This window comes from Streptomyces sp. NRRL B-24572 (genome assembly GCF_002156145.1).
Classification (GTDB): domain Bacteria; phylum Actinomycetota; class Actinomycetes; order Streptomycetales; family Streptomycetaceae; genus Streptomyces; species Streptomyces vietnamensis.
In genome coordinates, this window is the sequence record NZ_MWIG01000136.1 from 15149 (window position 1) to 36329 (window position 21181).

Annotated in this window: 21 protein-coding genes and 1 pseudogene; 9 read left to right on the plus strand and 13 right to left on the minus strand. The window is 72.6% G+C overall.

The window, feature by feature from the left end; all coding sequences use genetic code 11:
- The first annotated feature begins 164 nt into the window (after window positions 1-164).
- On the plus strand, window positions 165-2003 hold the full coding sequence (locus CCN56_RS08850) for an alkyl/aryl-sulfatase (protein WP_086825249.1): 1839 nt from the start codon (window positions 165-167) through the stop codon (window positions 2001-2003).
- Between the two features lie 145 nt (window positions 2004-2148).
- On the opposite strand, the gene CCN56_RS08855 is transcribed toward CCN56_RS08850, so the two are convergent.
- Complete coding sequence (locus CCN56_RS08855) at window positions 2149-3540, minus strand: hypothetical protein (protein ID WP_086825251.1); 1392 nt, start codon at window positions 3538-3540, stop codon at window positions 2149-2151.
- Window positions 3541-3703: 163 nt separating this feature from the next.
- On the opposite strand from CCN56_RS08855, the gene CCN56_RS08860 reads away from it, so the two are divergent.
- Window positions 3704-4738 (plus strand): Lrp/AsnC family transcriptional regulator, encoded by a 1035-nt coding sequence (locus CCN56_RS08860; protein WP_086825253.1) that lies wholly within the window; start codon window positions 3704-3706, stop codon window positions 4736-4738.
- Window positions 4739-4792: 54 nt separating this feature from the next.
- Window positions 4793-4936, plus strand: a pseudogene (locus tag CCN56_RS44340) (hypothetical protein); the annotation flags it as partial.
- On the opposite strand, the gene CCN56_RS08865 reads toward CCN56_RS44340, so the two are convergent.
- On the minus strand, window positions 4914-5744 hold the full coding sequence (locus CCN56_RS08865; protein WP_086825255.1) for a bifunctional 2-polyprenyl-6-hydroxyphenol methylase/3-demethylubiquinol 3-O-methyltransferase UbiG: 831 nt from the start codon (window positions 5742-5744) through the stop codon (window positions 4914-4916). The pseudogene CCN56_RS44340 and the gene CCN56_RS08865 overlap by 23 nt on opposite strands.
- A 62-nt stretch (window positions 5745-5806) precedes the next feature.
- On the opposite strand from CCN56_RS08865, the gene CCN56_RS08870 reads away from it, so the two are divergent.
- Window positions 5807-7633 carry a prolyl oligopeptidase family serine peptidase gene (locus CCN56_RS08870; RefSeq protein WP_373412842.1) on the plus strand — a complete coding sequence of 609 codons (1827 nt, stop codon included), beginning with the start codon at window positions 5807-5809 and terminating at the stop codon, window positions 7631-7633.
- A gap of 24 nt (window positions 7634-7657) precedes the next feature.
- On the plus strand, window positions 7658-8398 hold the full coding sequence (locus CCN56_RS08875) for an SURF1 family protein (protein ID WP_086825259.1): 741 nt from the start codon (window positions 7658-7660) through the stop codon (window positions 8396-8398).
- 232 nt (window positions 8399-8630) lie between these two features.
- Here CCN56_RS08875 and CCN56_RS08880 read toward each other — a convergent pair whose 3' ends face one another.
- The 4 genes from CCN56_RS08880 to CCN56_RS08895 all read right to left on the minus strand — a co-directional run bounded on the left by CCN56_RS08880 (window position 8631) and on the right by CCN56_RS08895 (window position 13203).
- On the minus strand, window positions 8631-9893 hold the full coding sequence (locus CCN56_RS08880; RefSeq protein WP_256961873.1) for a hypothetical protein: 1263 nt from the start codon (window positions 9891-9893) through the stop codon (window positions 8631-8633).
- Window positions 9890-10615 carry a SigE family RNA polymerase sigma factor gene (locus CCN56_RS08885; RefSeq protein WP_086825261.1) on the minus strand — a complete coding sequence of 242 codons (726 nt, stop codon included), beginning with the start codon at window positions 10613-10615 and terminating at the stop codon, window positions 9890-9892. The genes CCN56_RS08880 and CCN56_RS08885 overlap by 4 nt, the downstream gene beginning before the upstream one ends.
- A gap of 252 nt (window positions 10616-10867) precedes the next feature.
- Complete coding sequence (locus CCN56_RS08890; RefSeq protein ID WP_086825263.1) at window positions 10868-11935, minus strand: aspartate-semialdehyde dehydrogenase; 1068 nt, start codon at window positions 11933-11935, stop codon at window positions 10868-10870.
- On the minus strand, window positions 11932-13203 hold the full coding sequence (locus CCN56_RS08895; RefSeq protein ID WP_086825266.1) for an aspartate kinase: 1272 nt from the start codon (window positions 13201-13203) through the stop codon (window positions 11932-11934). The genes CCN56_RS08890 and CCN56_RS08895 overlap by 4 nt, the downstream gene beginning before the upstream one ends.
- Window positions 13204-13458: 255 nt before the next feature.
- Here CCN56_RS08895 and CCN56_RS08900 point away from each other — a divergent pair, with 255 nt between their 5' ends.
- A complete protein-coding gene (locus CCN56_RS08900; RefSeq protein WP_086825268.1) occupies window positions 13459-13869 on the plus strand; it encodes a DUF4440 domain-containing protein in 411 nt (136 codons plus the stop codon).
- Here CCN56_RS08900 and CCN56_RS08905 read toward each other — a convergent pair.
- From CCN56_RS08905 to CCN56_RS08915, 3 genes are all read right to left on the minus strand, one after another.
- Complete coding sequence (locus CCN56_RS08905) at window positions 13859-14527, minus strand: DUF5063 domain-containing protein (RefSeq protein WP_041129941.1); 669 nt, start codon at window positions 14525-14527, stop codon at window positions 13859-13861. The genes CCN56_RS08900 and CCN56_RS08905 overlap by 11 nt on opposite strands.
- Window positions 14528-14574: 47 nt before the next feature.
- Window positions 14575-15174 carry a recombination mediator RecR gene (gene recR, locus CCN56_RS08910; RefSeq protein ID WP_086825270.1) on the minus strand — a complete coding sequence of 200 codons (600 nt, stop codon included), beginning with the start codon at window positions 15172-15174 and terminating at the stop codon, window positions 14575-14577.
- A gap of 66 nt (window positions 15175-15240) precedes the next feature.
- Entirely contained in the window at window positions 15241-15576 is a 336-nt protein-coding gene (locus tag CCN56_RS08915; protein ID WP_086825272.1) for a YbaB/EbfC family nucleoid-associated protein, read from the minus strand.
- 260 nt (window positions 15577-15836) lie between these two features.
- Here CCN56_RS08915 and CCN56_RS08920 point away from each other — a divergent pair, with 260 nt between their 5' ends.
- Window positions 15837-16541, plus strand: coding sequence for an SLATT domain-containing protein (locus CCN56_RS08920; RefSeq protein ID WP_256961875.1), 705 nt, complete (start codon window positions 15837-15839; stop codon window positions 16539-16541).
- A gap of 105 nt (window positions 16542-16646) precedes the next feature.
- On the opposite strand, the gene CCN56_RS08925 is transcribed toward CCN56_RS08920, so the two are convergent.
- The 3 genes from CCN56_RS08925 to CCN56_RS08935 all read right to left on the minus strand — a co-directional run bounded on the left by CCN56_RS08925 (window position 16647) and on the right by CCN56_RS08935 (window position 19533).
- A complete protein-coding gene (locus CCN56_RS08925) occupies window positions 16647-17297 on the minus strand; it encodes a hypothetical protein (RefSeq protein ID WP_086825276.1) in 651 nt (216 codons plus the stop codon).
- A 112-nt stretch (window positions 17298-17409) separates the two neighbouring features.
- Window positions 17410-18105: a GntR family transcriptional regulator gene (locus tag CCN56_RS08930; protein WP_086825278.1), complete on the minus strand. Its 696-nt coding sequence runs from the start codon at window positions 18103-18105 to the stop codon at window positions 17410-17412.
- A 66-nt stretch (window positions 18106-18171) separates the two neighbouring features.
- Window positions 18172-19533: an aspartate aminotransferase family protein gene (locus CCN56_RS08935; protein WP_041129946.1), complete on the minus strand. Its 1362-nt coding sequence runs from the start codon at window positions 19531-19533 to the stop codon at window positions 18172-18174.
- Window positions 19534-19676: 143 nt separating this feature from the next.
- Here CCN56_RS08935 and CCN56_RS08940 point away from each other — a divergent pair, with 143 nt between their 5' ends.
- Window positions 19677-20573, plus strand: coding sequence for a hypothetical protein (locus CCN56_RS08940; RefSeq protein WP_143664471.1), 897 nt, complete (start codon window positions 19677-19679; stop codon window positions 20571-20573).
- A gap of 64 nt (window positions 20574-20637) precedes the next feature.
- Window positions 20638-20763: a DUF397 domain-containing protein gene (locus tag CCN56_RS08945; RefSeq protein ID WP_256961874.1), complete on the plus strand. Its 126-nt coding sequence runs from the start codon at window positions 20638-20640 to the stop codon at window positions 20761-20763.
- Here the strand turns inward: CCN56_RS08945 and CCN56_RS08950 are convergent.
- On the minus strand, window positions 20748-21181 hold a 434-nt coding region (locus CCN56_RS08950), incomplete at its 5' end, for an NAD(P)H-dependent oxidoreductase (RefSeq protein ID WP_086825288.1). The genes CCN56_RS08945 and CCN56_RS08950 overlap by 16 nt on opposite strands.

The following is a 21181-nucleotide window of genomic DNA, read 5'->3' on the forward strand; positions in this document are numbered from 1 at the left end:
TCCGAACCGCAGGGGTGGAACGCGTACCGCCGGATGAGGACGCGTACCTCAAGCCTAGGCACGGTCCCGCGCTCCCGCCCGCTCCGAAGTGCGACCGTGGTACCCCGGTGTTCAGATGAACCGGTACGCCGATCACCGCCCGCGCGGAACGGAGCACCTGGCACATGAGCGACGCCCTGCCCTCCTTCGAGGACACGACCGACTTCGACAACGCCGACCGGGGCTTCCTCGGGGCGCTCGTCCCCGGTGTGGTGACGGCCGCCGACGGCCGCGTGGTCTGGGACAACGATGCCTACGACTTCCTCAAGGCGGAGTGCCCGGACACGGCGCACCCCAGTCTGTGGCGGCAGGGGCAGCTCTCCGCGCGCCAGGGCCTGTACGAGGTCACCGACGGCATCTACCAGGTCCGCGGCCTCGACATCTCCAACATGACGCTCGTCGAGGGCGAGCGCGGGGTGATCGTCATCGACCCGCTGATCTCCGTGGAGACGGCGGCCGCCGCCCTCGCGCTCTACAAGGAGCACCGCGGCGACCGGCCGGTCACCGGCGTGATCTACACCCACTCGCACGGCGACCACTTCGGCGGGGTCCGCGGCGTCCTCCCGCACGGCACCGAGGAGGGCGTCCCGATCCTCGCCCCCGCCGGCTTCCTGGAGCACGCGGTCAGCGAGAACGTGTACGCGGGCACCGCGATGACCCGCCGGGCGAGCTACATGTACGGCGTCGGTCTCCCGAAGGCCCCCGACGGCCAGATCGGCGTGGGCCTCGGCCAGGGCACCTCCACGGGCACCATCAGCCTGATCCCGCCGACCGTGGACATCACGGAGACCGGGCAGCAGGAGACGGTCGACGGGGTGCGGATCGTGTTCCAGCTGACGCCGGGCACCGAGGCCCCGTCCGAGATGAACTTCCTCTTCCCCGACCACCGCGCCCTGTGCCTGGCGGAGAACGCCACGCACAACATGCACAACGTGCTCACCCTGCGCGGCGCGGTCGTCCGCGACTCCCGGATCTGGGCGCACTACCTGGACGAGGCGATCGAGTACTTCAACGGCCGGTACGACGTCGCCTTCGCCTCCCACCACTGGCCCACCTGGGGCCACGACGACGTGGTGCGGTTCCTGACCGAGCAGCGCGACCTCTACGCGTACCTCCACGACCAGACCCTCCGCCTGCTCAACGAGGGGTTCACGGGCGTCGAGATCGCCGAGCGGATCGAACTGCCGCCGGCCCTGGAGAAGGCCTGGCACGCCCGCGGCTACTACGGCTCCCTCAACCACAACAGCAAGGCGGTCTACCAGCGGTACCTCGGCTGGTACGACGGCAACCCGGCCCACCTGTGGGAGCACCCGCCCGTGGAGCTCGCGCGGCGGTACGTGGACGTGGCCGGCGGCCCCGCCGAGGCCCTCGCCAAGGCCCGCGCGTACGCCGAGGGCGGCGACCCGCGCTTCGCCGCGACCCTGCTCAACCACGTGGTCTTCGCCGACCCCGGGAACGAGGAGGCGAAGCGGGCCCTCGCCGGGGTGTACGAGACGCTGGGGTACGGCGCCGAGAACGCGACCTGGCGGAACTTCTACCTGCGCGGCGCCCAGGAGCTCCGGCAGGGCGTCACGGGCGAGATGGTCGACATGACCAACCCCGAGATGGCGATGGCCCTCACCGTCCCCATGCTGATCGACTCGATCGCCATCGCGATCGACGGGCCGCGCGCCTGGGACGAGGACCTGACCATCGACCTGGTGATGCTCGACGGCGTCGCGGACGCGGGCGAGCGGCACCGGCTCACCCTGCACAACGGCGCCCTCACCCACCGGGTGGTCGCCGAGCCCCGGACGCCCGCCGGACTGACCCTCGCCCTCGGGAAGGTCCAGCTCCTCGGCCTCCTCTCCGGGAGGGGCGTCCAGGAGCTCGGGATCGAGGCGGAGGGCGACCCGGCCCTGCTCGCCCGCCTCTTCTCGTACGTGACGAAGCCCGACGCCCGGTTCCCGATCGTCACGCCGTGACCGGCGCGGGAGCAACCGGCGCCCGGGGCCCGTCCGGCGGATCAAGGCCTGTCCGGCGGATCAGGGCCGGGTCCGTCGGATCAAGGCCCGTCCGGCGGATCAGGGCCGGGCCCGCCGGATCAGGGCCGGGTCCGCCGGACAGCCCCTAGAGCTCGCCCGCCAGCGCGAACAGGCCGCGCCTCGCGCCCTCCTCGTAGGCGCTCCGCAGCTCCGGGTCGACGAGCAGCGCCCCCAGGGCCTCCTCGCCACGCGCGCGCGTGACCAGGCAGTACTCCGCAGGCCGGTACGAGGTGTCGAAGACCGAGGTGCGCAACAGGTCCACCGCGCCCAGGAGATGGGCCGCCGCGTCACGGCGGCCCTCCAGCGCCCGCATCTGGGCCAGGAGTTCCGCCGCGCAGGCCGCGCCCACCGCGGAACCGAGCCGCAGATGCTCGCACAGGGCCCTCCTGGCGTACTCCGCGGCCCGCTCCCGTTCCCCGTCCCAGGCGCCGAGTTCGGCCCGTACGTGGTACGCCCAGGCCTCGGCGCACATGTCGCGGCCCACCCAGGTCCGTCGGCTCTCGTGGTCCAGGTCCCCCTGGTCCAGGGCCTCCTGGGCGGCCTCCGGGTCGGAGCGGCACAGGGAGAGCGCGAGCCCGACCCAGCACGCCCGCCGGGTCGGCCCGAACTCCGGGTGCTCCTCCATCAGGGCGAGCGCCTCCCGGAATTCGGCCGCCGCCGCGCGCGTACGCCCCTGGTAGAGGGCGGTCGCGCCGCGCAGATGGGCCAGGAGCGCCAGGCAGCGCTCGTCGCCGTCCCGTACGGCCGCCGCCCAGGCCTGCGCGAGGAGCGGGTCGGCGTCCTCGGGGCGGCCCGACTCCAGCTCCAGGAAGGCGGCGAGCCACAGGGCGCGGGCGGACGGCGGTCCCGCGTGCAGGCTGAGGGCGTGCCGCAGCCGGGAGCGGCCCTCGGCGATCCGCCCGCAGGCCACCCACAGGAACCACAGGGAGACCGCGATCTCGACGGACGTCTCGGCCTCGGCGCTCGGCGAGAGCGGCGCGGTCGTCGGGTCCATGGCGGCGGCCAGGTCGGGCAGTTCGCGCAGCGCGAGGTCCCGGGCATCGAGCTGGCGGCCCCGCTGCCACCAGTCGGCGGCCCGCCGGGCCACCTTCACGCACCACCTGCGGTGGTGCAGGAGGACGGCCCAGCGGTCGCCGCGCGCGGTGAGCCGGCGGGCGCCGACGGCCCGCATCGGGTGCGGCATCCAGTAGCGGGGCAGGCCGTCCTCCCCGTCGAAGAGGTCGTCGACGGGGAGGAGGGCGAGGGGCGCGAGCCGGTCGAGGACCTGCTGGATCCGTCCGGCGGGCAGCGTGCCGGAGGCGCAGACCTCTCGGACGGCCTCCCGGCCGAAGGCGCCCTCGAAGACGGAGAGGCGCTCCCACAGGAGCCGTTCGGCGGGGCCGCAGCTCTCGTAGCCGCGCTCGGCCGCGGCGATCTGGTCAAGACCGACCGTCTCGCCCCACAGCAGTTCGGTCTCCGGTGGTTCTCCTGACCACATGTGTCCGGCCCCCGTGTCGGTTCTCCGCCCTTCTCCTGTGGCATAGGACGGATTCAATGGAAATCGGCAGGCGTCGCGACTTGAATGCCTGTGCCCCGGTCCACATCCTGGTGCCTTCCCGTGCCCGGACCCAGGGTTTCCCCGGGATCGACCAAGGAGGCACATGCATACCAGGGAATCCGTCCTGGGGGAGTCGGATCTGGCACTGATCCACGCACTGCAGATAGCGCCGCGCGCCAGCTGGACCCAGCTCTCCGGCGTGCTCGCCGTGAGCCCGGACACCCTCGCCCGGCGCTGGGAGACCCTCACCGCCGGCGGGTACGCCTGGAGTTCGATGCTCGCCGCCCGCCGCGGCACGGAGGACACCCTGTACGCGTGGGTGGAGCTGGAGTGCGTCGCCGGAGCCGCCGAGACCACCGCGACCGAGGTCGCGGACGACCCGTACACCCTCGGCGTCCACCAGGTGACCGGCGACGCCGACCTGATCCTGCTCGTCAACTGCCCGGACCTGTACGCCCTCGACGGCTACCTCGCCGGGCGGGTGCGGCGGCTCCCCGGGGTGCTCAGGGCCCGCACGCAGGTCGTCACCCAGCTGCACAACCGCCCGTACCGCTCGCGGATCGAGCAGCTCACCCCGGGGCAGGTGCAGCACCTCACCGGGATCACCGGCGGCGACCGGCGGACCCGGTCCTCCACGCGCGCGTACCCGCCCGTCACGGAGCTCGACCAGCGGATCGTCGCGGAGCTGGCGGGGGACGCCCGGCGCAGCGCCGCCGAGCTGGCCCGGCAGTGCGGCACGAGCGAGTCGACCGTACGCCGCAGGCTGGAGGCCCTCGGCGCGGCCGGCGGCTTCCACCACCACTGCCTGCCCGCCCCGCGCTTCTCCGGCCGGCCCGTGTGGGCGCTGGTCACCGCGGACGTACCGCCCCTGGACGTGGCCGAGTCGGTGGTCTCGCTCGGCCGGCTGCGCCAGACCCGGGTGGTCACCTCGGTCACCGGGCCGCACAACCTGGCGCTCGCCATGTGGCTCCGTACCGTCGAGGAGCTCCACGACGTGACGGCGGCCCTCGTGCGGGCCGCGCCGGCGCTGCGGATCACCGGCACCGCGGTCTCCCTGCGCACCCACAAGATCGGCGCGCAGGTCCTCGGCCCGGACGGCCGCCGCACCCACCACGTAAGGCCCGCGACCACCCCCTGACAGGGCGGCGGGGCGTGTTCCGATGAGGGGCATGGAGTTCGCCGTGTTCGTGACGACGAGGAGGACGGCGCGCCGCCGCGCCACTCGACGGTGGACCTCGGCGGCGGACGGGCCGTCATCCGGATCAGGCAGTGCCCGGGATCGGGCAGTGACCAGGATCGGGCAGTGACCGGGATCAGGCCGGGCGCGACGCCTTGACCGAGTACATCAGCGGGATGCGGGGGCGGTCCGCCGGGAAGCGGTAGTAGCCGTCCTCGTGCCGGTGGAGGGTCCCGTAGCGCTGGAAGAGCGAGGCGTCGTGCTCGTGCAGGAACTCGATGCGCAGGCCCGCCTTCGCGAGGGCCGTGACGACCTCGCCGACCGGGTGCACCCACTCCACGCTGCGGTTGTGGACGGTGACGGCGTCGAGGTCGGCGTACGTCCCCGGGGTGGTGTCCACCCACGGGTCGCGGACGAAGTAGTCGTGCACGACCCGGCTGCCGGTCTCGTCGTCGAGCGAGTCGGTCAGCGGGTGGAACTCGGCCACGTAGAGGAAGCCGCCCGGGGCGACGAGCGAGGCGGCGGTCTCCGCCCAGCGGTCGAGGTCGGGCAGCCAGTTCAGCGCCCCGGTGCCGGTGTAGACGATGTCGTACGAGCGGTCGGGGACGGCCTCGGCGGCGTCGTACACGTCGGCGGCGACGAACGCGGCCCGCTCCTGCGAGAGGCCCAGGTCGGCGGCGAGCGAGCGGGCGGTCTCGACGGCCGGCTCGGAGAAGTCCAGGCCGACGACGTGCGAGGCGCCGTGCCGGGCCCAGGAGAGGGTGTCCAGGCCGATGTGGCACTGGAGGTGGAGCAGGGAGCGGCCGGTGACGTCGCCGACCTCCGCGAGCTCGAAGTCCCGCAGGGGGTCCTTGCCCGCGCGGAAGGCGTCCAGGTCGTAGAACTCGCTGGCGGCGTGGATCGGGACGCGCTCGTCCCACTTCGCGCGATTGGCCTCGCGCCAGTCCTCGGGCGTCGGAGAGTACATGTCGGCGAGGTTATCCACAGGCTGCGGAGGACGCGACCCGATTGTCGGCGGCGCGGAGCATGATGGATGCCATGACTACCGAGAGCAAGCACAGCGACACCCCGGTCTGGGAGCAGCGCTTCCGGGCGCCCCGTGTCTCCCTGCCCGAATGGGCCGAGGAGGCCCCGGACCGCTCACTGTTCGTGTCCAACGCGACCGGGACGTACGAGCTGTACGCCTGGGACCGGGCGAGCGGCGAGCAGCGGCAGGTGACGGACCGGCCGAACGGGACGACGGACGGCACGCTGTCGCCGGACGGCGCCTCGATCTGGTGGTTCGCGGACACCGACGGGGACGAGTTCGGGGTGTGGATGCGCCAGCCGTTCGCGGGCGGCGAGGACGAGCCGGCCGTGCCCGGCCTGGCCCCGTCCTACCCTGCCGGGCTCGCCATCGGCCGGGAGGGCACGCTCGTGGTGGGCCGCTCCACGGACGAGGACGGCTCGACGGTCCATCTCGTACGGCCGGGGGCCGACGCCCCGGTCGAGATCTACCGGCACCGGGAGTCGGCCGGCGTCGGCGACCTGTCGTACGACGGCTCGCTGATCGCGATCGAGCACACCGAGCACGGCGACGCGATGCACTCGGCGCTGCGCGTGCTGCGCGCCTCGGACGCGGGCGTGGTGGCCGAGCTCGACGACACCAAGGGCGGCACGGAGGAGCTGGGGCTCACGGTCCTCGGCTTCGCGCCGCTGGCCGGGGACACCCGGCTGCTCGTCGGCCACCAGCGGCGCGGCCGCTGGGAGCCGATGCTGTGGGACGTGGCGACGGGCACCGAGACGGACCTGCGACTCGATCTGCCGGGCGACGTGTCGGCGGAGTGGTACCCGGACGGGTCGGGGCTGCTGATCGTGCACGGCTTCGAGGCCCGCAGCGAGCTGTGGCGGTACGAGATCGCGACCGGCGCCCTGGTGCGGGTGGAGACCCCGGCCGGTTCGGTGTCGAGCGCGACGGCCCGGCCCGACGGGTCCGTGGAGTACCTGTGGTCCTCGGCCGCCGAGCCGCCGGTGGTGCGCTCCACGGCCGGCGGCGTCGTCCTGGACCCCCCGGGCCCGAAGGCGCCGCCGTCGGTGCCGGTGGAGGACGTGTGGGTGGAGGGGCCCGGCGGCAGGGTCCACGCGCTCGTGCAGCGCCCGGCGGAGGGAGAGGGCCCCTTCCCGACGGTCTTCGAGGTGCACGGCGGGCCCACCTGGCACGACAGCGACGCCTTCGCCTCGGGCCCGGCGGCCTGGGTGGACCACGGGTACGCGGTGGTGCGGGTCAACTACCGGGGCTCCACGGGGTACGGCCGGGAGTGGACGGACGCGCTGAAGCACCGGGTCGGTCTGATCGAGCTGGAGGACATCGCGGCGGTCCGCGCCTGGGCTGTGGCGAGCGGCCTCGCGGACCCGGAGCGCCTGGTCCTCTCCGGCGGCTCCTGGGGCGGGTACCTGACGCTGCTCGGTCTGGGCACCCAGCCGGACGACTGGGCGGTGGGTCTCGCGGCGGTGCCCGTCGCGGACTACGTCACGGCGTACGAGGACGAGATGGAGGCCCTCAAGGCGATGGACCGGACGCTCCTGGGCGGCTCCCCGGAGGAGGTGCCCGAGCGGTACGCGGCCTCGTCGCCGCTGACGTACGTGGACGCGGTGAAGGCCCCGGTGCACCTGACGGCCGGCGTCAACGACCCGCGCTGCCCGATCCGGCAGATCGACAACTACGTCGACCGGCTCGCGGCCCGGGGCGCGGTCCACGAGGTGTACCGGTACGACGCGGGCCACGGCTCGCTCGTGGTGGAGGAGCGGATCAAGCAGGTCGCCCTGGACCTGGACTTCGCGGCGAGACACCTGGGGACCCGGGCTGCGGGAGCCTGAGTCCGCTTGCGTACCGTGGGGGGCGTGTACCGGTTCCTGATGACGCCCCGCTGGTGGGGGATCAACGTCTTCGTCCTCCTCGCGATCCCGTTCTGCGTGTTCATGGGGACGTGGCAGCTCGGCAAGTTCGAGGACCGCGTCGAGTCCCACCGGGAGGCCGAGGAGCGTCCCGCCGCGAGCTCGCTGAAGGCCGAGGCGCTGGACTCGCTGCTGCCGGTCGACAAGGAGACCTCGGGCCGCTCGGCCCGGGCGCGCGGCCGGTTCGGGGAGCAGTTCCTCGTGCCGGACCGCGAGCTGGACGGCCGGACCGGCTCGTACGTGCTGACGCTCCTGAAGACCGACGGCGGCCGGTCGCTGCCGGTGGTCCGGGGCTGGCTCCCCACGGGCGCGAAGGCCCCCGCCCCGCCGTCCGGCGAGGTGACGGTGGTGGGTGCGCTCCAGGCCTCGGAGAACCCGGGCACGAAGGGCGTCCACACGGCGGGCGGGCTGCCGGAGGGGCAGCTAGGGATGATCAGCGCGGCGTCCCTGGTGAACGTGGTCACGGACGACGTCTACGACGCCTGGATCACCCTCGCGGACTCCCCCGCCGGGCTCACGCCGGTCCCGGCGGCGGCCGCGGCGGGCACGGGTCTGGACGCGAAGGCCTTCCAGAACCTGGGCTACACGGCGGAGTGGTTCGTCTTCGCGGGCTTCGTCGTCTTCATGTGGTTTCGCCTCGTGCGCCGCGAGGTGGAGGCCTCCCGCGACGAGGCGCTGGGCCTGTAGGACGCGACCCGTCCGACGCGGGCCCGTTCGGTGCCGGGCCGTTCGAGACGCGACCCGTCCGACGCGGGCCCGTTCGGTGCCGGGCCGTTCGATACGCAGCCCGCCCGACGCCGGGCCGTCCGACGCCGGGCCGTCCGAGAAGCAGCCCGTCCGACACTGACCCGTTCGAGACGTAGCCCGTTCGACGCGGGCCCGTGGGACTCCCCGGTCCCACAGGCCGTGCGGCAGTGCCTCAGAAGGCGGACAGGACTCCGGTGCGGTAGATGGTGCCGGCGCAGGCGTTCGGGATGACGGCCGAGGCCGTGGGGCCGCCCGGCGCCGCGGTGTGGTTGACGACGACGCTGCCGTCCGCCGGGGCGCCGTCCTCGTGGACCAGCTGGGGTGCCGCGCCGGCGCCCTCCTCGGAGCCCGTGCCGGCGCCCGGTCCGGTGCCGGTGCCGCCGGAGTCGGTGCTCGCGCTCGGGTCGGGGTTGCCCGTACCGCCCGACGAGGTGGCCGTCGGGGTCGGCGTGACCGGGGGCTCGGTCGGGGTGGTCGGCGTGGGGGTCGGAGTGGTGCCGGTCGTCGGGCAGGTCTCGCTCGGCACCCAGACGAACTTCACCTCGTAGCTGCCCTTCGGCTTCAGGACGAGCGCGGAGACCTCCTGCGAGGGGTCGGGCAGTCCGCTGCCGCCGTCCCCCGCGGTGTGCCGGACCACCGAGATCAGCGCCGGGTCGGCCGCCCCGCGGGCCTCGAAGCCGACGACGCCCGCGTCGGCCACGGCGCAGTCCTGTCCGGAGGCGTTGGCGATACGGAAGGTGCCGTGGACCTTGCCCTCGGTGTCGGCCCCTTCGGCTCCCTCCCGGGTGACTACGAGCTGGTCGGCGGCGCACCGCGGGGCGGAGTCGGGGCCGGCGCCGAGCGTCGCCCGCGGGTCGCCGCCGGAGGCGTCGGCTACGGGGCGGGGCGGCTTGCCGGAGGTGCCGTCGGCCGCGCCGGGGCTGGGCGAGGCGGTGCTCGCGGGGGCCGTGGAGCTCTTGCCGCCCTCGATGCCGGTCTCGGTGCCGGTGCCGCCCTGGGCCTGTTCGCCGTGCCCGGCGTTCACGGGGTGGGCGGCGGAGACGCCGCCGGACGCGGCGACGTGCACGAAGGCGGGGACGGCGGTGCCGATGAGGACGGCGGCGGCCGCGGCGCCGACGACGGCCTGCCGCTTGCGGGCGCGCCGCGCGGGCACGGCCCGGCGCAGGTGCTCGAGCGAGCCGGGGGAGGGCTCCATGCCGGCCACGGCGTCCTGGAACAGCCGTCGCAGCGCGAGCTCGTCGTCGCCCTCGCCGGGCCCGGGCTCGATCTTCACCATGCGCTGTCCACTCAGCTCGTCACGTACATCCAGGGCGTCAGGCTGCTTCTCACCGGCGTCGCCGTCCTCGCGCACCGTCTCGGCGGCATGCCTCTCGGGGACGTCGTCGCCGTCACGGTCCTCGTGGGCCACGCCGTCCCCGCCGGGTGCCTCGCTCATGTCGTCGCTCCCATCGCGACGCGCAGCGCCGCGATGCCCCGCGAACCGTACGCCTTCACCGAGCCCAGGGAGATCCCGAGCGTCTCGGCGACCTGGACCTCGGTCATGTCGGAGAAGTACCGCAGGGCGAGCACCTCGCGCTGGCGCCGCTGGAGGCCGCGCATGGCCTTGATCAGGTCCTCGCGCTCCAGCTGCTCGTACGCCCCCTCCTCCGCGCTGGCCATGTCCGGCATCGGCTTGGACAGCAGCTTCAGGCCGAGTATGCGGCGGCGCAGCGCGGACCGGGAGAGGTTGACCACGGTCTGGCGCAGGTAGGCGAGGGTCTTCTCGGGCTCACGGACCCGCTTGCGGGCCGAGTGCACGCGGATGAAGGCCTCCTGGACGACGTCCTCGCAGGAGGCCGTGTCGTCGAGGAGCAGCGCGGCGAGACCGAGCAGCGAGCGGTAGTGGGCCCGGTAGGTCTCGGTCAGGTGGTCGACGGTGGTGCCGGCCGCCGGGACGGCCTCGGCGCTCCTGCGGGGCGACGGGATGCCGTCGACGCCGCGCGTGTGGGATCCGGTGGGCACGGGGGCGATCACCGGCATGCCGCCGAGTGCGCGCGGGCGCCGGAGCGGGCGGACCGCCGTGCCGCGCACGGGTACGACGGCACTGCTCCGCACGGGGAGCACCGCCGTGCCGCCGCGCAGCGGGGCGATGGTCGCGATGTCGAGTACCTCTGCCACGCCTGTTGGACACGTTTCCCCCCGACAGGGTTGTACGCGTACGCCACCCTTTTCGACGGTGACTTGTTCGTCCTCATGCGTAACCGTTCTCCCCCGATGCCCCGCTTCCGGCGTGTCCCGCGCCACACGGTCGTGGGTGCACGCAGAGACGCGCCCCGCCCAACTCTGGTTGCAGTACGGGGGAAGTGCATCGTCAACCACCGCATCACCGCAGTTCAAGAGGGATCTGACGCCTTTTTGCTCACAGGTCGTTCACAGATCCCACAAATCCGTGACAAGCGATTCCGCGATCTGAAGCGCGTTCAGGGCGGCGCCCTTGCGGAGGTTGTCGGCGCAGACGAAGAAGTCGAGCGCGCGCTCGTCGTCGAGGGAGCGCCGGACCCGGCCGACCCAGGCGGGGTCGGTACCGACGACGTCGGCGGGGGTGGGGAAGTCGCCCGCGGCCGGGTCGTCGTAGAGCACGACCCCGGGGGAGGTCGCCAGGACCTCGTGGGCGCGTGCGACGGGGACGGGGTGTTCGAATCGGGCGTGCACGGAGACGGAGTGCCCGGTCAGGACGGGGACGCGCACGCAGGTGGCGGCGACCCGGAGGCCGGGCAGGCCGAGGACGCGCCGGGTCTCGTCCCGTACGCGTTCCTCCTCGCTGGAGGCCCCGTCGGCGCCGGGGGCGCCCGACCAGGGCAGGACGTTGAGCGCGAGGGGGCCGGGGAAGGGTCCGGTGTTCTCGCCGACGGTCCGCCGTACGTCTCCGGGGTGGGTGCCCAGGTCGCCGCCGCCGGCCACCAGGCCGAGCTGGGCGCGGAGCGCGTCGACCCCGGCCTGTCCGGCGCCGGCGCCGCTGGCGGCCTGCTGGGCGGTGACGACGAGTTCGGCGAGCCCGAACTCGGCGTGCAGGGCGCCCACGGCGACGATCAGCGCGAGGGTGGTGGAGCCGGGTCCGGCGACGATGCCCCGGGGGCGTACCCGTGCGGCGTGCGCGTTGAGTTCGGGGACCACGAGGGGGACGTCGGGGTCGGCGCGGAAGGCCGCGGAGGTGTCCACGACGACGGCGCCCTTGGAGACGGCGATCGGCGCCCAGCGGGCGGCGACGTCCTCCGGCACCAGGAAGAGCGCCAGGTCGACGCCCTCGAACACGTCCTCGCCGAGTGCGAGGATCTCGCACTCCTCCCCGCGCACGGCGGCCTTGGAGCCGGCCGAGCGCGGGGAGGAGACGAGGCGGATCTCGCCCCAGACGTCCGCGTGGTGCGTGAGCATCTGGAGCATCACCGAGCCGACCGCCCCGGTCGCTCCCACGACCGCGAGCGTCGGCTTCGGGGTCATCGGCCGGTGCCTCCGTAGACGACGGCCTCGTCCGAGTCGCTGTCCAGACCGAAGGCGGTGTGGACGGCGCGCACGGCCTCGTTGACGTCGTCGGCGCGGGTGACGACCGAGATGCGGATCTCGGAGGTCGAGATCAGCTCGATGTTCACGCCCGCGTCGGACAGCGCCTTGAAGAAGTCGGCGGTGACGCCCGGATTGGTCTTCATCCCCGCGCCGACCAGGGAGATCTTGCCGATCTGGTCGTCGTAGCGCAGCGAGTCGAAACCGATCGCGTCCTTCGCCTTCTCCAGCTCGTCGATGGCCTTGCGGCCCTCGGCCTTGGGGAGGGTGAAGGAGATGTCCGTGAGCCCGGTGGAGGCCGCGGACACGTTCTGCACGATCATGTCGATGTTGATCTCGGCGTCCGCGACGGCGCGGAAGATGGCCGCGGCCTCGCCCGGCTTGTCCGGCACCCCGACGACGGTGATCTTCGCCTCGGAGGTGTCGTGGGCGACACCCGAGATGATGGCCTGCTCCACCTTCTGGGCTCCTTGCGGTTCGTTGCTGACCCAGGTGCCCTGCAGCCCCGAGAAGGACGAGCGCACGTGGATCGGGATGTTGTAACGGCGTGCGTACTCGACGCAGCGGTGCAGCAGCACCTTGGAGCCGGAGGCGGCGAGCTCCAGCATGTCCTCGAAGGAGATCCAGTCGATCTTCTTCGCCTTCTTCACCACACGCGGGTCGGCCGTGAACACGCCGTCGACGTCGGTGTAGATCTCGCAGACCTCGGCGTCCAGGGCCGCGGCGAGCGCCACGGCGGTGGTGTCGGAACCGCCGCGCCCGAGCGTGGTGATGTCCTTCTTGTCCTGGCTGACGCCCTGGAAGCCGGCGACGATGGCGATGTTGCCCTCGTCGAGGGCGGTGCGGATCCGGCCCGGCGTGACATCGATGATGCGCGCTTTGTTGTGGACCGAGTCGGTGATGACGCCTGCCTGGCTGCCGGTGAACGACTGGGCCTCGTGGCCCAGGTTTTTGATCGCCATGGCCAGCAGGGCCATGGAGATCCGCTCTCCGGCGGTCAGCAGCATGTCGAACTCACGTCCGGCAGGCATCGGGGATACCTGCTCGGCGAGATCGATCAGCTCGTCCGTCGTGTCGCCCATCGCGGAGACCACGACGACGACCTGATGGCCGTCCTTCTTGGTGTCCACGATCCGCTTGGCGACGCGCTTGATGCCTTCGGCATCGGCAACGGAGGAGCCTCCGTACTTCTGCACGACAAGGCCCACGTGCGCTCCTCGCTCAGTCTGTGCCGCAGCCGGCGCTGCGATCGGCTCAGTCTATCGAGGGACCCGGAAACGCCACCGTGATATCGCATGGTGAGACGCACGGCTCAGAGAATGATCACTCCATGCCTGTCGGTGATCGGTCGGTGATCTGTCGGTGGCCTCCGCCACGGTGGGACCACGGACCACGGGCCACGGACCACGGGCCACGGGCCACGGATCACGGATCACAGACCACGGAGAGCAGAGGAGACGATCATGGACCAGACCCTGGTGACCCGGATGCGCACCTACCTGGACGCGGGACTCGCCATGGACGTCGAGGCACTGGACGCGCTGTACGACCCCGCCTTCGAGAACGTCCGCTGCGACGAGGAGGGCCTGACCGTGACCCTCACGAAGGACATGTTCATGAACCGGTTCCGCGCCCTGAAGGCGCAGGGCCAGAACGTCGGGGAGTCCGCCGACGACGCGACCTTCCTCGCGACCGGCGCGTTCGGCGCGTACGGCTGGATCGTCGTGCACCGGGTGAAGGACGGCCTGCCCGTCCTCTACACCTTCGTCTGGCAGCGCGACCCCCAGGGCGGCTGGGGGACGCTGCTGCGCGAGTTCACGTACGAGAAGGACATCAGCCACCTCGTACGGCTCGTGGAGCGGGCTACTTCCTGAGCGGACGGCCCCGCAGCCCCAGCGGCGTCGCGATCTCCTCCAGCATCACGCGGCCCGCCTCCTCCGCGAGGTCGTCCTCGGTGAGGTCCTCGTCGGTGTCGAGGCCGTCGAGGGCCGCGAGGGGCTGGTCGAGGCGGACGTGGGCGACGAGGGACTGGAGGGCGCGGAGGGTGGCCGAGGCGGTGGGGCCCCAGTTGGAGAAGTACGAGAACTGCCACCACCACAGCGCCTCGCTGGTGCGGCCCGCGCGGTAGTGGGCGAGGCCGTGGCGCAGGTCGGTGACGATGTCGGCGAGGTTGTCGGAGATCCGGGCCGGGACGGGGGCCTTGCGCGGCTCGTACGGGTCGAAGACCTCGGAGAAGACGTCGACCGGGTCCAGCATGACGGCGAACCGCTCGCGGAGCTCGTCGACGTCCGGCTCGGGGCCCGTGTCCGGCTCGTACCGCTCGTCCGGGACGATGTCCTCGTGCGCGCCGAGCCGGCCGCCCGCCAGGAGCAGCTGGGAGATCTCCAGGAGCAGGAAGGGCACGGCACTGTCCGGCTCGTCACCCTTGGCGACCTCGGTCGTCGCGACGATGAAGCTCTCGATCGAGTCGGCGATCTGGACCGCGAAGTCGTCCGGATCCTGCGTGACGGAGTGCAGTGTGGCGTCAGACATCGAGCAGCCTCCCTGAGAGCACGCGGGCGAGCGCGCCGGCCCTGTCGTCATACATCTAGCAGCCTCCGCCCCTCGAAGGCACGGCCGAGGGTCACCTCGTCGGCGTACTCCAGGTCGCCGCCGACCGGGAGTCCGCTGGCGAGCCGGGTGACCTTCAGCCCCATGGGCTTGATCATCCGCGCCAGGTACGTCGCGGTGGCCTCGCCCTCCAGGTTCGGGTCGGTCGCGAGGATCAGCTCGGTGACGGTGCCGTCCGCGAGGCGCGCGAGCAGCTCGCGGATGCGCAGGTCGTCCGGGCCGACGCCCTCGATCGGGCTGATCGCGCCGCCGAGGACGTGGTACCGGCCGCGGAACTCGCGGGTCCGCTCGATCGCCACGACGTCCTTGGGCTCCTCGACCACGCAGATGACGGTCAGGTCGCGGCGCGGGTCGCGGCAGATGTTGCACTGCTCCTGCTGCGCCACGTTCCCGCAGACCGCGCAGAACCTGACCTTCTCCTTGACCTCGAGCAGCGCGTTCGCGAGGCGGCGGACGTCCGTGGGCTCCGCCTGGAGGATGTGGAAGGCGATCCGCTGCGCGCTCTTGGGACCGACGCCGGGCAGCCTGCCCAGTTCGTCGATGAGGTCCTGAACCACGCCTTCGTACACCGGAACGCCCTTCTCGGAAGTGCTTGATTCTTACGGTAGTGGCTGGAAGCGAGCCTTAGAAGGGGCTCAGAAGCCCAGGCCCGGCATCCCGCCCATGCCCTGCGCCAGCGGGCCGAGCTTGGCCTGCTGGAGCTGCTGCGCGTTGTCGTTGGCGGCCTGCACGGCGGCGACGATCAGGTCGGCGAGCGTCTCGGTGTCCTCGGGGTCGACGGCCTTGGGGTCGATGACCAGGCCGCGCAGCTCGCCGGAGCCGGTGACGGTGGCCTTGACCAGGCCGCCGCCCGCCTGGCCGTCGACCTCGGTCGCCGCGAGCTCTGCCTGGGCCCGGGCGAGGTCCTGCTGCATCTTCTGGGCCTGCTGCAGGAGCTGCTGCATGTTGGGCTGGCCGCCACCGGGGATCACGGTCACTCCTCAGGTCGATTACGTCGGTATGCCGAGCCTACGTGTTCCTCGACCGGGGCGCCGACGCAACTCTTTCGAGTGAGAAACTGCGGGCTCCTCTACCTGATCAACACCCTCTTGCGGGCGGAAATCCCGGGATTCCGGGCCCATCGCCCACCATTCGGCGGTAGGAAGGGCAGGCACCACGTGCACCGCATGTCACAGAAGGACATGAGCGCTGAGCTGAACAGAGGAGTCCCCCGGTGAGCCAGCAGCCGGAGATGCAGCCGCCGGGGCCCCCCGGGGGAGACGCCACCCGCGATCTGACCGGTACGCCGTTCCCCCTGGGCGACTGGGGCGAGCCGGCCGAACGGCTCGACGAGCTGTACCGCTGGGTCGAGACGAACGCGCTGCGCACCGCCGAGTGGTACCTCTCCGACCGCGTCTGGAAGCGCCGCTGCGCCCGGATCCTGCGGATCGGCACGGCCGTGGGGGCGATCGCGGGCGCCGCGCTCCCGCTGCTCGACCTGACCGGGGTCGCCGGGTCCGTCGCGAGCTGGGGCTATCTGTCCCTGCTGCTCGGTGCGGCCTGCATGGCCTGCGACCGGTACTTCGGGCTGACGTCCGGCTGGATAAGGGACGTGGCGACGGCGCAGGCCGTGCAGCGCCGGCTCCAGGCGCTCCAGTTCGACTGGGCCTCGGAGAGCGTCCGGGAGGTCCTGGGCCCCACGGAGGGCACGGCGAGCGAGGCGGCCGAGCGCTGTCTCGGCGTGCTGCGCCGCTTCTCGGAGGACGTGACGGAGCTGGTACGGGCGGAGACCACGGACTGGATGGTCGAGTTCCGCTCGGGTCCGGCGCCGCTGGCGCTCCAGTCGGTCGGCGTGGTCCCGGCCAGGGCGGAGATCCCCCACCCCTCGGGCCGCTTCCCGCTGCCGCCGGGTACCAGACCGAACATGCCGCGCCAGCGGCCCCCGGAGGCCCGCTAGGACCGGCCCGGAGACCCGCCAGGACCAGCCCGGGGGCCCGCCAAGGCCGGCCCCCGGGGCCCGGAGGCCCGCTGACGCGGGCCGCTCTCCGGGGACCGGAAGGCCTCAGCTCAGGATGATCATCGAGCCCTGGGCGAGGCTCCGGGTCGCCGCCGCGTGCAGCCCCAGCCACACGTGCCGCTCCCGCGCGAAGGGATGGTCCTCGTACGGGACGGCCGCGGCCGGCTCCTCCAGGGTGGTGGGCCGCTCCGGCGGCTGCGGGGCCGCCGGCGGGTTCGCCGGGTCGATGCCGATCGAGGGCGCCACGAACTCCAGCTCCCGGAGCAGCCCGTACGAGGAGCCGAGCGGCCCGCCGCCTTCGAGGAGCTCGTCGCTGGCGAGCGGCACCGGGAAGTCCACCGGCACGTAGGCGCCGGCGTGGTCGTAGTGCCAGACCAGGTGGGACTGCTGGGCGGTCGCCTCGAACATCTCCAGGAGCTGTTCGTAGTCCCCGCCGAGTTCGCCGACCGGCTCGACCGGCAGTCCGCACATCTGGAGCAGGTAGGCGCGGCGCAGGAAGTGCAGGGCCTCGTAGTCGAATCCTGCGACCGGGGCGACGTCGCCGGAGAGCCCCGGCATGTACGCGTAGACGGGCACGGTCGGCAGGCCCGAGGCGCTCAGCACGGCGTCGTAGGCGGCTATCTCTTCGGCGAAGGGATTGTCGGGGCTGTGGCACAGCACGTCGACGAGGGGGACCAGCCACAGGTCACAGGCCAAGGGAGGCTCGCTCTCCGTCAATTGCAGGGACGGCCAGGGTAGTCGGCTCGGCCGACGACGCCCACCCGCTGACCACCTGCCCCCGGAGACCCGGCCTCAACCCGACGGCAGGTCAGCGGGCCCGCGCCTCCAGGCGGTCCGCCCACTCCAGGGAGTGCGCGTTGTAGTCCCGTACGACCTGGACGGCGGCCTCCGCGTCGCCGCGGGTGATCGCGTCGACCAGCTCCACGTGTCCGCTCCACAGCCAGCCGAGGACGTCCCGCTCGGAGCGCAGGTAGGGCACGGAGAAGACCCAGGCCTGGACGCGGAGCCGGTGCAGGAAGTCGGCGATGTGGTCGTTGGCGGAGACGAGCCGTCCCAGCTCGCGCCAGTAGCGGATGTCGTAGCCGATGAGGATGTCGAGGTCCCCGGCGCGGGCGGCGCGGGCGGCGGCCTCGCCCCGGCGCCGTATGGAGACGAGCGCGACCCCGAGGTTGTGGTCGGGTTCCGGGGGCACGGTCCCCGGCGCGTGGCGGCGGAAGATGCCGTCGACGACGAGCATCCGGGCCTCGACCATGTCCCGGTAGTCGGCGATCGAGTACTGGTGGACGCGGAAGCCGCGGTGCTGGTCGGAGTCGAGGAGGCCCTGCGCGCAGAGGTCGACGAGGGCCTCGCGGACGGGCGTCGCGGAGACCCCGTACTGCTCGGCGATCTGCTTGACGGTGAACTCCTCGCCCGGCTGGAGACGGCCTGCGAGCACTTCGTCACGCAGCGCGTCCGCAATCTGCTGTCGCAAGGTGTTGCGCGTGACAGCTCCGCTCGCGGGCATGGGTCGGCCCCCTCCGTCCGGTTTCGGACACCCTAGTCCAGGCGGAGGGGCCTCCTCGTTTCGCGGTCAGGCGGTGTGTTCGTCGGCCACCGAGAGGGCCGCGTCGAGGGCCGCGAGACCCTCCTTGACCTCCGCCTCGGAGGCGTTGCAGGCGGGAACGGCGTGGGTGCGGTTCATGTTGATGAAGGGCCACAGGCCGTTCTTCTTCGCCGCGGCGCCGAACGCGGCCATCGGCGCGTTGGCCTCGCCCGCCGCGTTGTACGGGACGAGCGGCTCGCGGGTCTCCTTGTTCTTGACCAGGTCGAGCGCCCAGAAGACGCCCATGCCGCGGACCTCGCCGACGGACGGGTGGCGCTCGGCGAGCTCGCGCAGGCCGGGGCCGAGGACGTTCTCGCCGAGGTGGGCGGCGTGCTCGACGACCTTCTCGTCGGCCATCACGTTGATGGTGGCGACGGCGGCGGCGCAGGCCAGCGGGTGACCGGAGTAGGTCAGGCCGCCGGGGTAGGGCCGCTTGTCGAAGGTGGCGGCGATCTCGGCGTTGATGGCGACGCCGCCGAGCGGCACGTAGCCGGAGTTGACGCCCTTGGCGAAGGTCATCAGGTCGGGCACGACGTCGAAGTGCTCGGCGGCGAACCACTTGCCGGTGCGGCCGAAGCCGGCCATGACCTCGTCGAGGACGAAGACGATGCCGTACTTGTCGCAGATCTCGCGGACGCCGGCCAGGTAGCCGGGCGGCGGGGTCATGATGCCGGCGGTGCCGGGCACGGTCTCCAGGATGATCGCGGCGATCGTCGCCGGACCCTCGAAGGCGATCGTGTCCTCCAGGTGCTGGAGGGCCCGCGCGCTCTCCTCCGCCTCGGTGGTGGCGTAGAAGGGCGAGCGGTACAGGAACGGCGCCCAGAAGCGCACGACGCCCGCGGAGCCGGTGTCGGAGGCCCAGCGGCGCGGGTCACCGGTCAGGTTGATCGCGGTGGAGGTCGCGCCGTGGTACGAGCGGAAGGCCGAGAGCACCTTGTGGCGGCCCGTGTGCAGGCGGGCCATGCGGACGGCGTTCTCGACGGCCTCGGCGCCGCCGTTGGTGAAGAAGATCTTGTCCAGGTCGCCCGGGGTGCGCTCGGCGATGAGGCGTGCGGCCTCGGAGCGGACGTCCACGGCGAAGGCGGGCGCGAAGGTCGCGAGCTTCCCGGCCTGCTCCTGGATGGCGGCGACGACCTTGGGGTGCTGGTAGCCGATGTTGGTGTAGACGAGGCCGCTGGTGAAGTCGAGGTAGCGGTTGCCGTCGTAGTCCCAGAAGTACGAACCCTCCGCGCCGGCGACGGCGAGCGGGTCGATCAGTCCCTGTGCGGACCAGGAGTGGAAGACGTGCGCGCGGTCGGCGGCCTTGACGGCCGCGCCGGCCTGAGGATCGGGTTCGACATGAGGGGTCATGCGACCGAGGGTAAGGAACCGCAGGTGGGACCGGCCATGGCCATCTTGTCCACCGAGACCGGGGTGGACCCGACACGTTGCTGAGCCCCTGCTGGGCGGGCGTGCCGTCCCGGGTGCGGAGCGGCGCGCCTATGCTGCGCGGCATGTACACGCCCGGCCGTAGTGCCGCCACGACGTCGACCGGCTGGGGGATGCTCCTCAGTGCCGGGGCCGCCGTGGTCGCCTCCCTCGCGGGGATCTCCCCGTACCCGCCGCTCGTCGTCGAGTCGGCGCTCGCCGGACTCACCGTCCTCTTCGCCGCCGCCTGGGTCGTCGCCTCGTACCGGGCCTCCACCCGCTCCCGCGACCCGCTGGCCAAGCCGTACCGCGAGAGCCGCAGGCCGAACCCCGCCCTGCGGTACGTGTTCGGCTTCGGCCTCTCCTTCGCCACCGCCGCCGCCTTCCTGACGGCCTGCACCGTCGGCAGTGACTACGGACGCGAGACCGAGCGCCTGGAGCGCGTCGGGTACGACGAGTACGACGTCGGCGTCGTCCGCCTGGCGGGCGAGCCCGAGTTCCACGAGGCCGACGACGACCACGACGCGTACTACCTCACCGACCTCGTCCTGCGGATCCCGTACGCGTCCGGGCCGCGCGAGGTCACCGTCCGCGGCATGTACACCCGCTACGACCCGCCCGTGCCCGGCCGCACGCAGGTGGGGGTGTACTTCGCGCCCCGCGACCCGGAGGTGCCCGTCGTCGAGAACGGCGCGCGCGACCAGCGGGCGTACGGGTTCCTCTTCCTCGCGTTCTGGGGCGCGCCCTGGGTCCTGGTCGCGGGCGCGATCCTGACGGGCTGCATGGACGCCGACGAGCTGCACGGGCTGCGCCGTTTCGAGCCCGAGGTCCACCTGCCCGCCCTCGGCATCCTCCTGACGGGCCTGGTGCTGCTCCTGCCGGTGGCCCTGGACTTCGAGGTCGCGGGCCACGACCGCGCCCCCGCCCTCCTCGCCGCCCTGACCCCGGCCCTGGCCTTCACCTGGCTGGTCAAGCGGGGCTGAAACGGACGGGTCACCAGCAGGTGACCTGCCGGACGTAGACGCACTCGTGGCGGGGCGGGACGAGGTGGCCCACAGCGACCGGCCGGAAGGCGCCGTCGTCCACCTCCGGGACTCCAAGGTCCAGGACGGCCCCACGTTCGCCGTGGAGCCGTCCTCCTGGAGCGCCTTCCTCGCCTACGCGGCCAGCTGAACCGCCAGTTCCTTCGCCAGGGACTCCGCCGTCGCGAACGACTCGGCGCGGGAGGCCTCGTACAGCGGGACCAGTTCGGCCATCGCCGGGACGTGCGGGGCGGCGGTCAGCTCGGGGACGATGAAGGTGACGTCCAGACCGAAGCCCTTGCCGAGGGCCAGCCGCAGGTAGTCCTCGACGTAGTCGTTGCCGTGCATCGGCGTGCCCTCGCGGTACGAGCCGCCACGGCTGGCGACGACGACGGCGCGCTTGCCGGCGAGCGTGGGCTTCTCGGCCATCGCGGTGCGGCCCCCGAGGAAGACGTGGTCGATCCACGCCTTCAGCGTGGAGGGGATCGCGTAGTTGTACATCGGGGCGCCGAGCAGGATCACGTCCGCCTGCTCGGCCTCCTCGATCAGCCGCTTCCGCAGCGCGGACG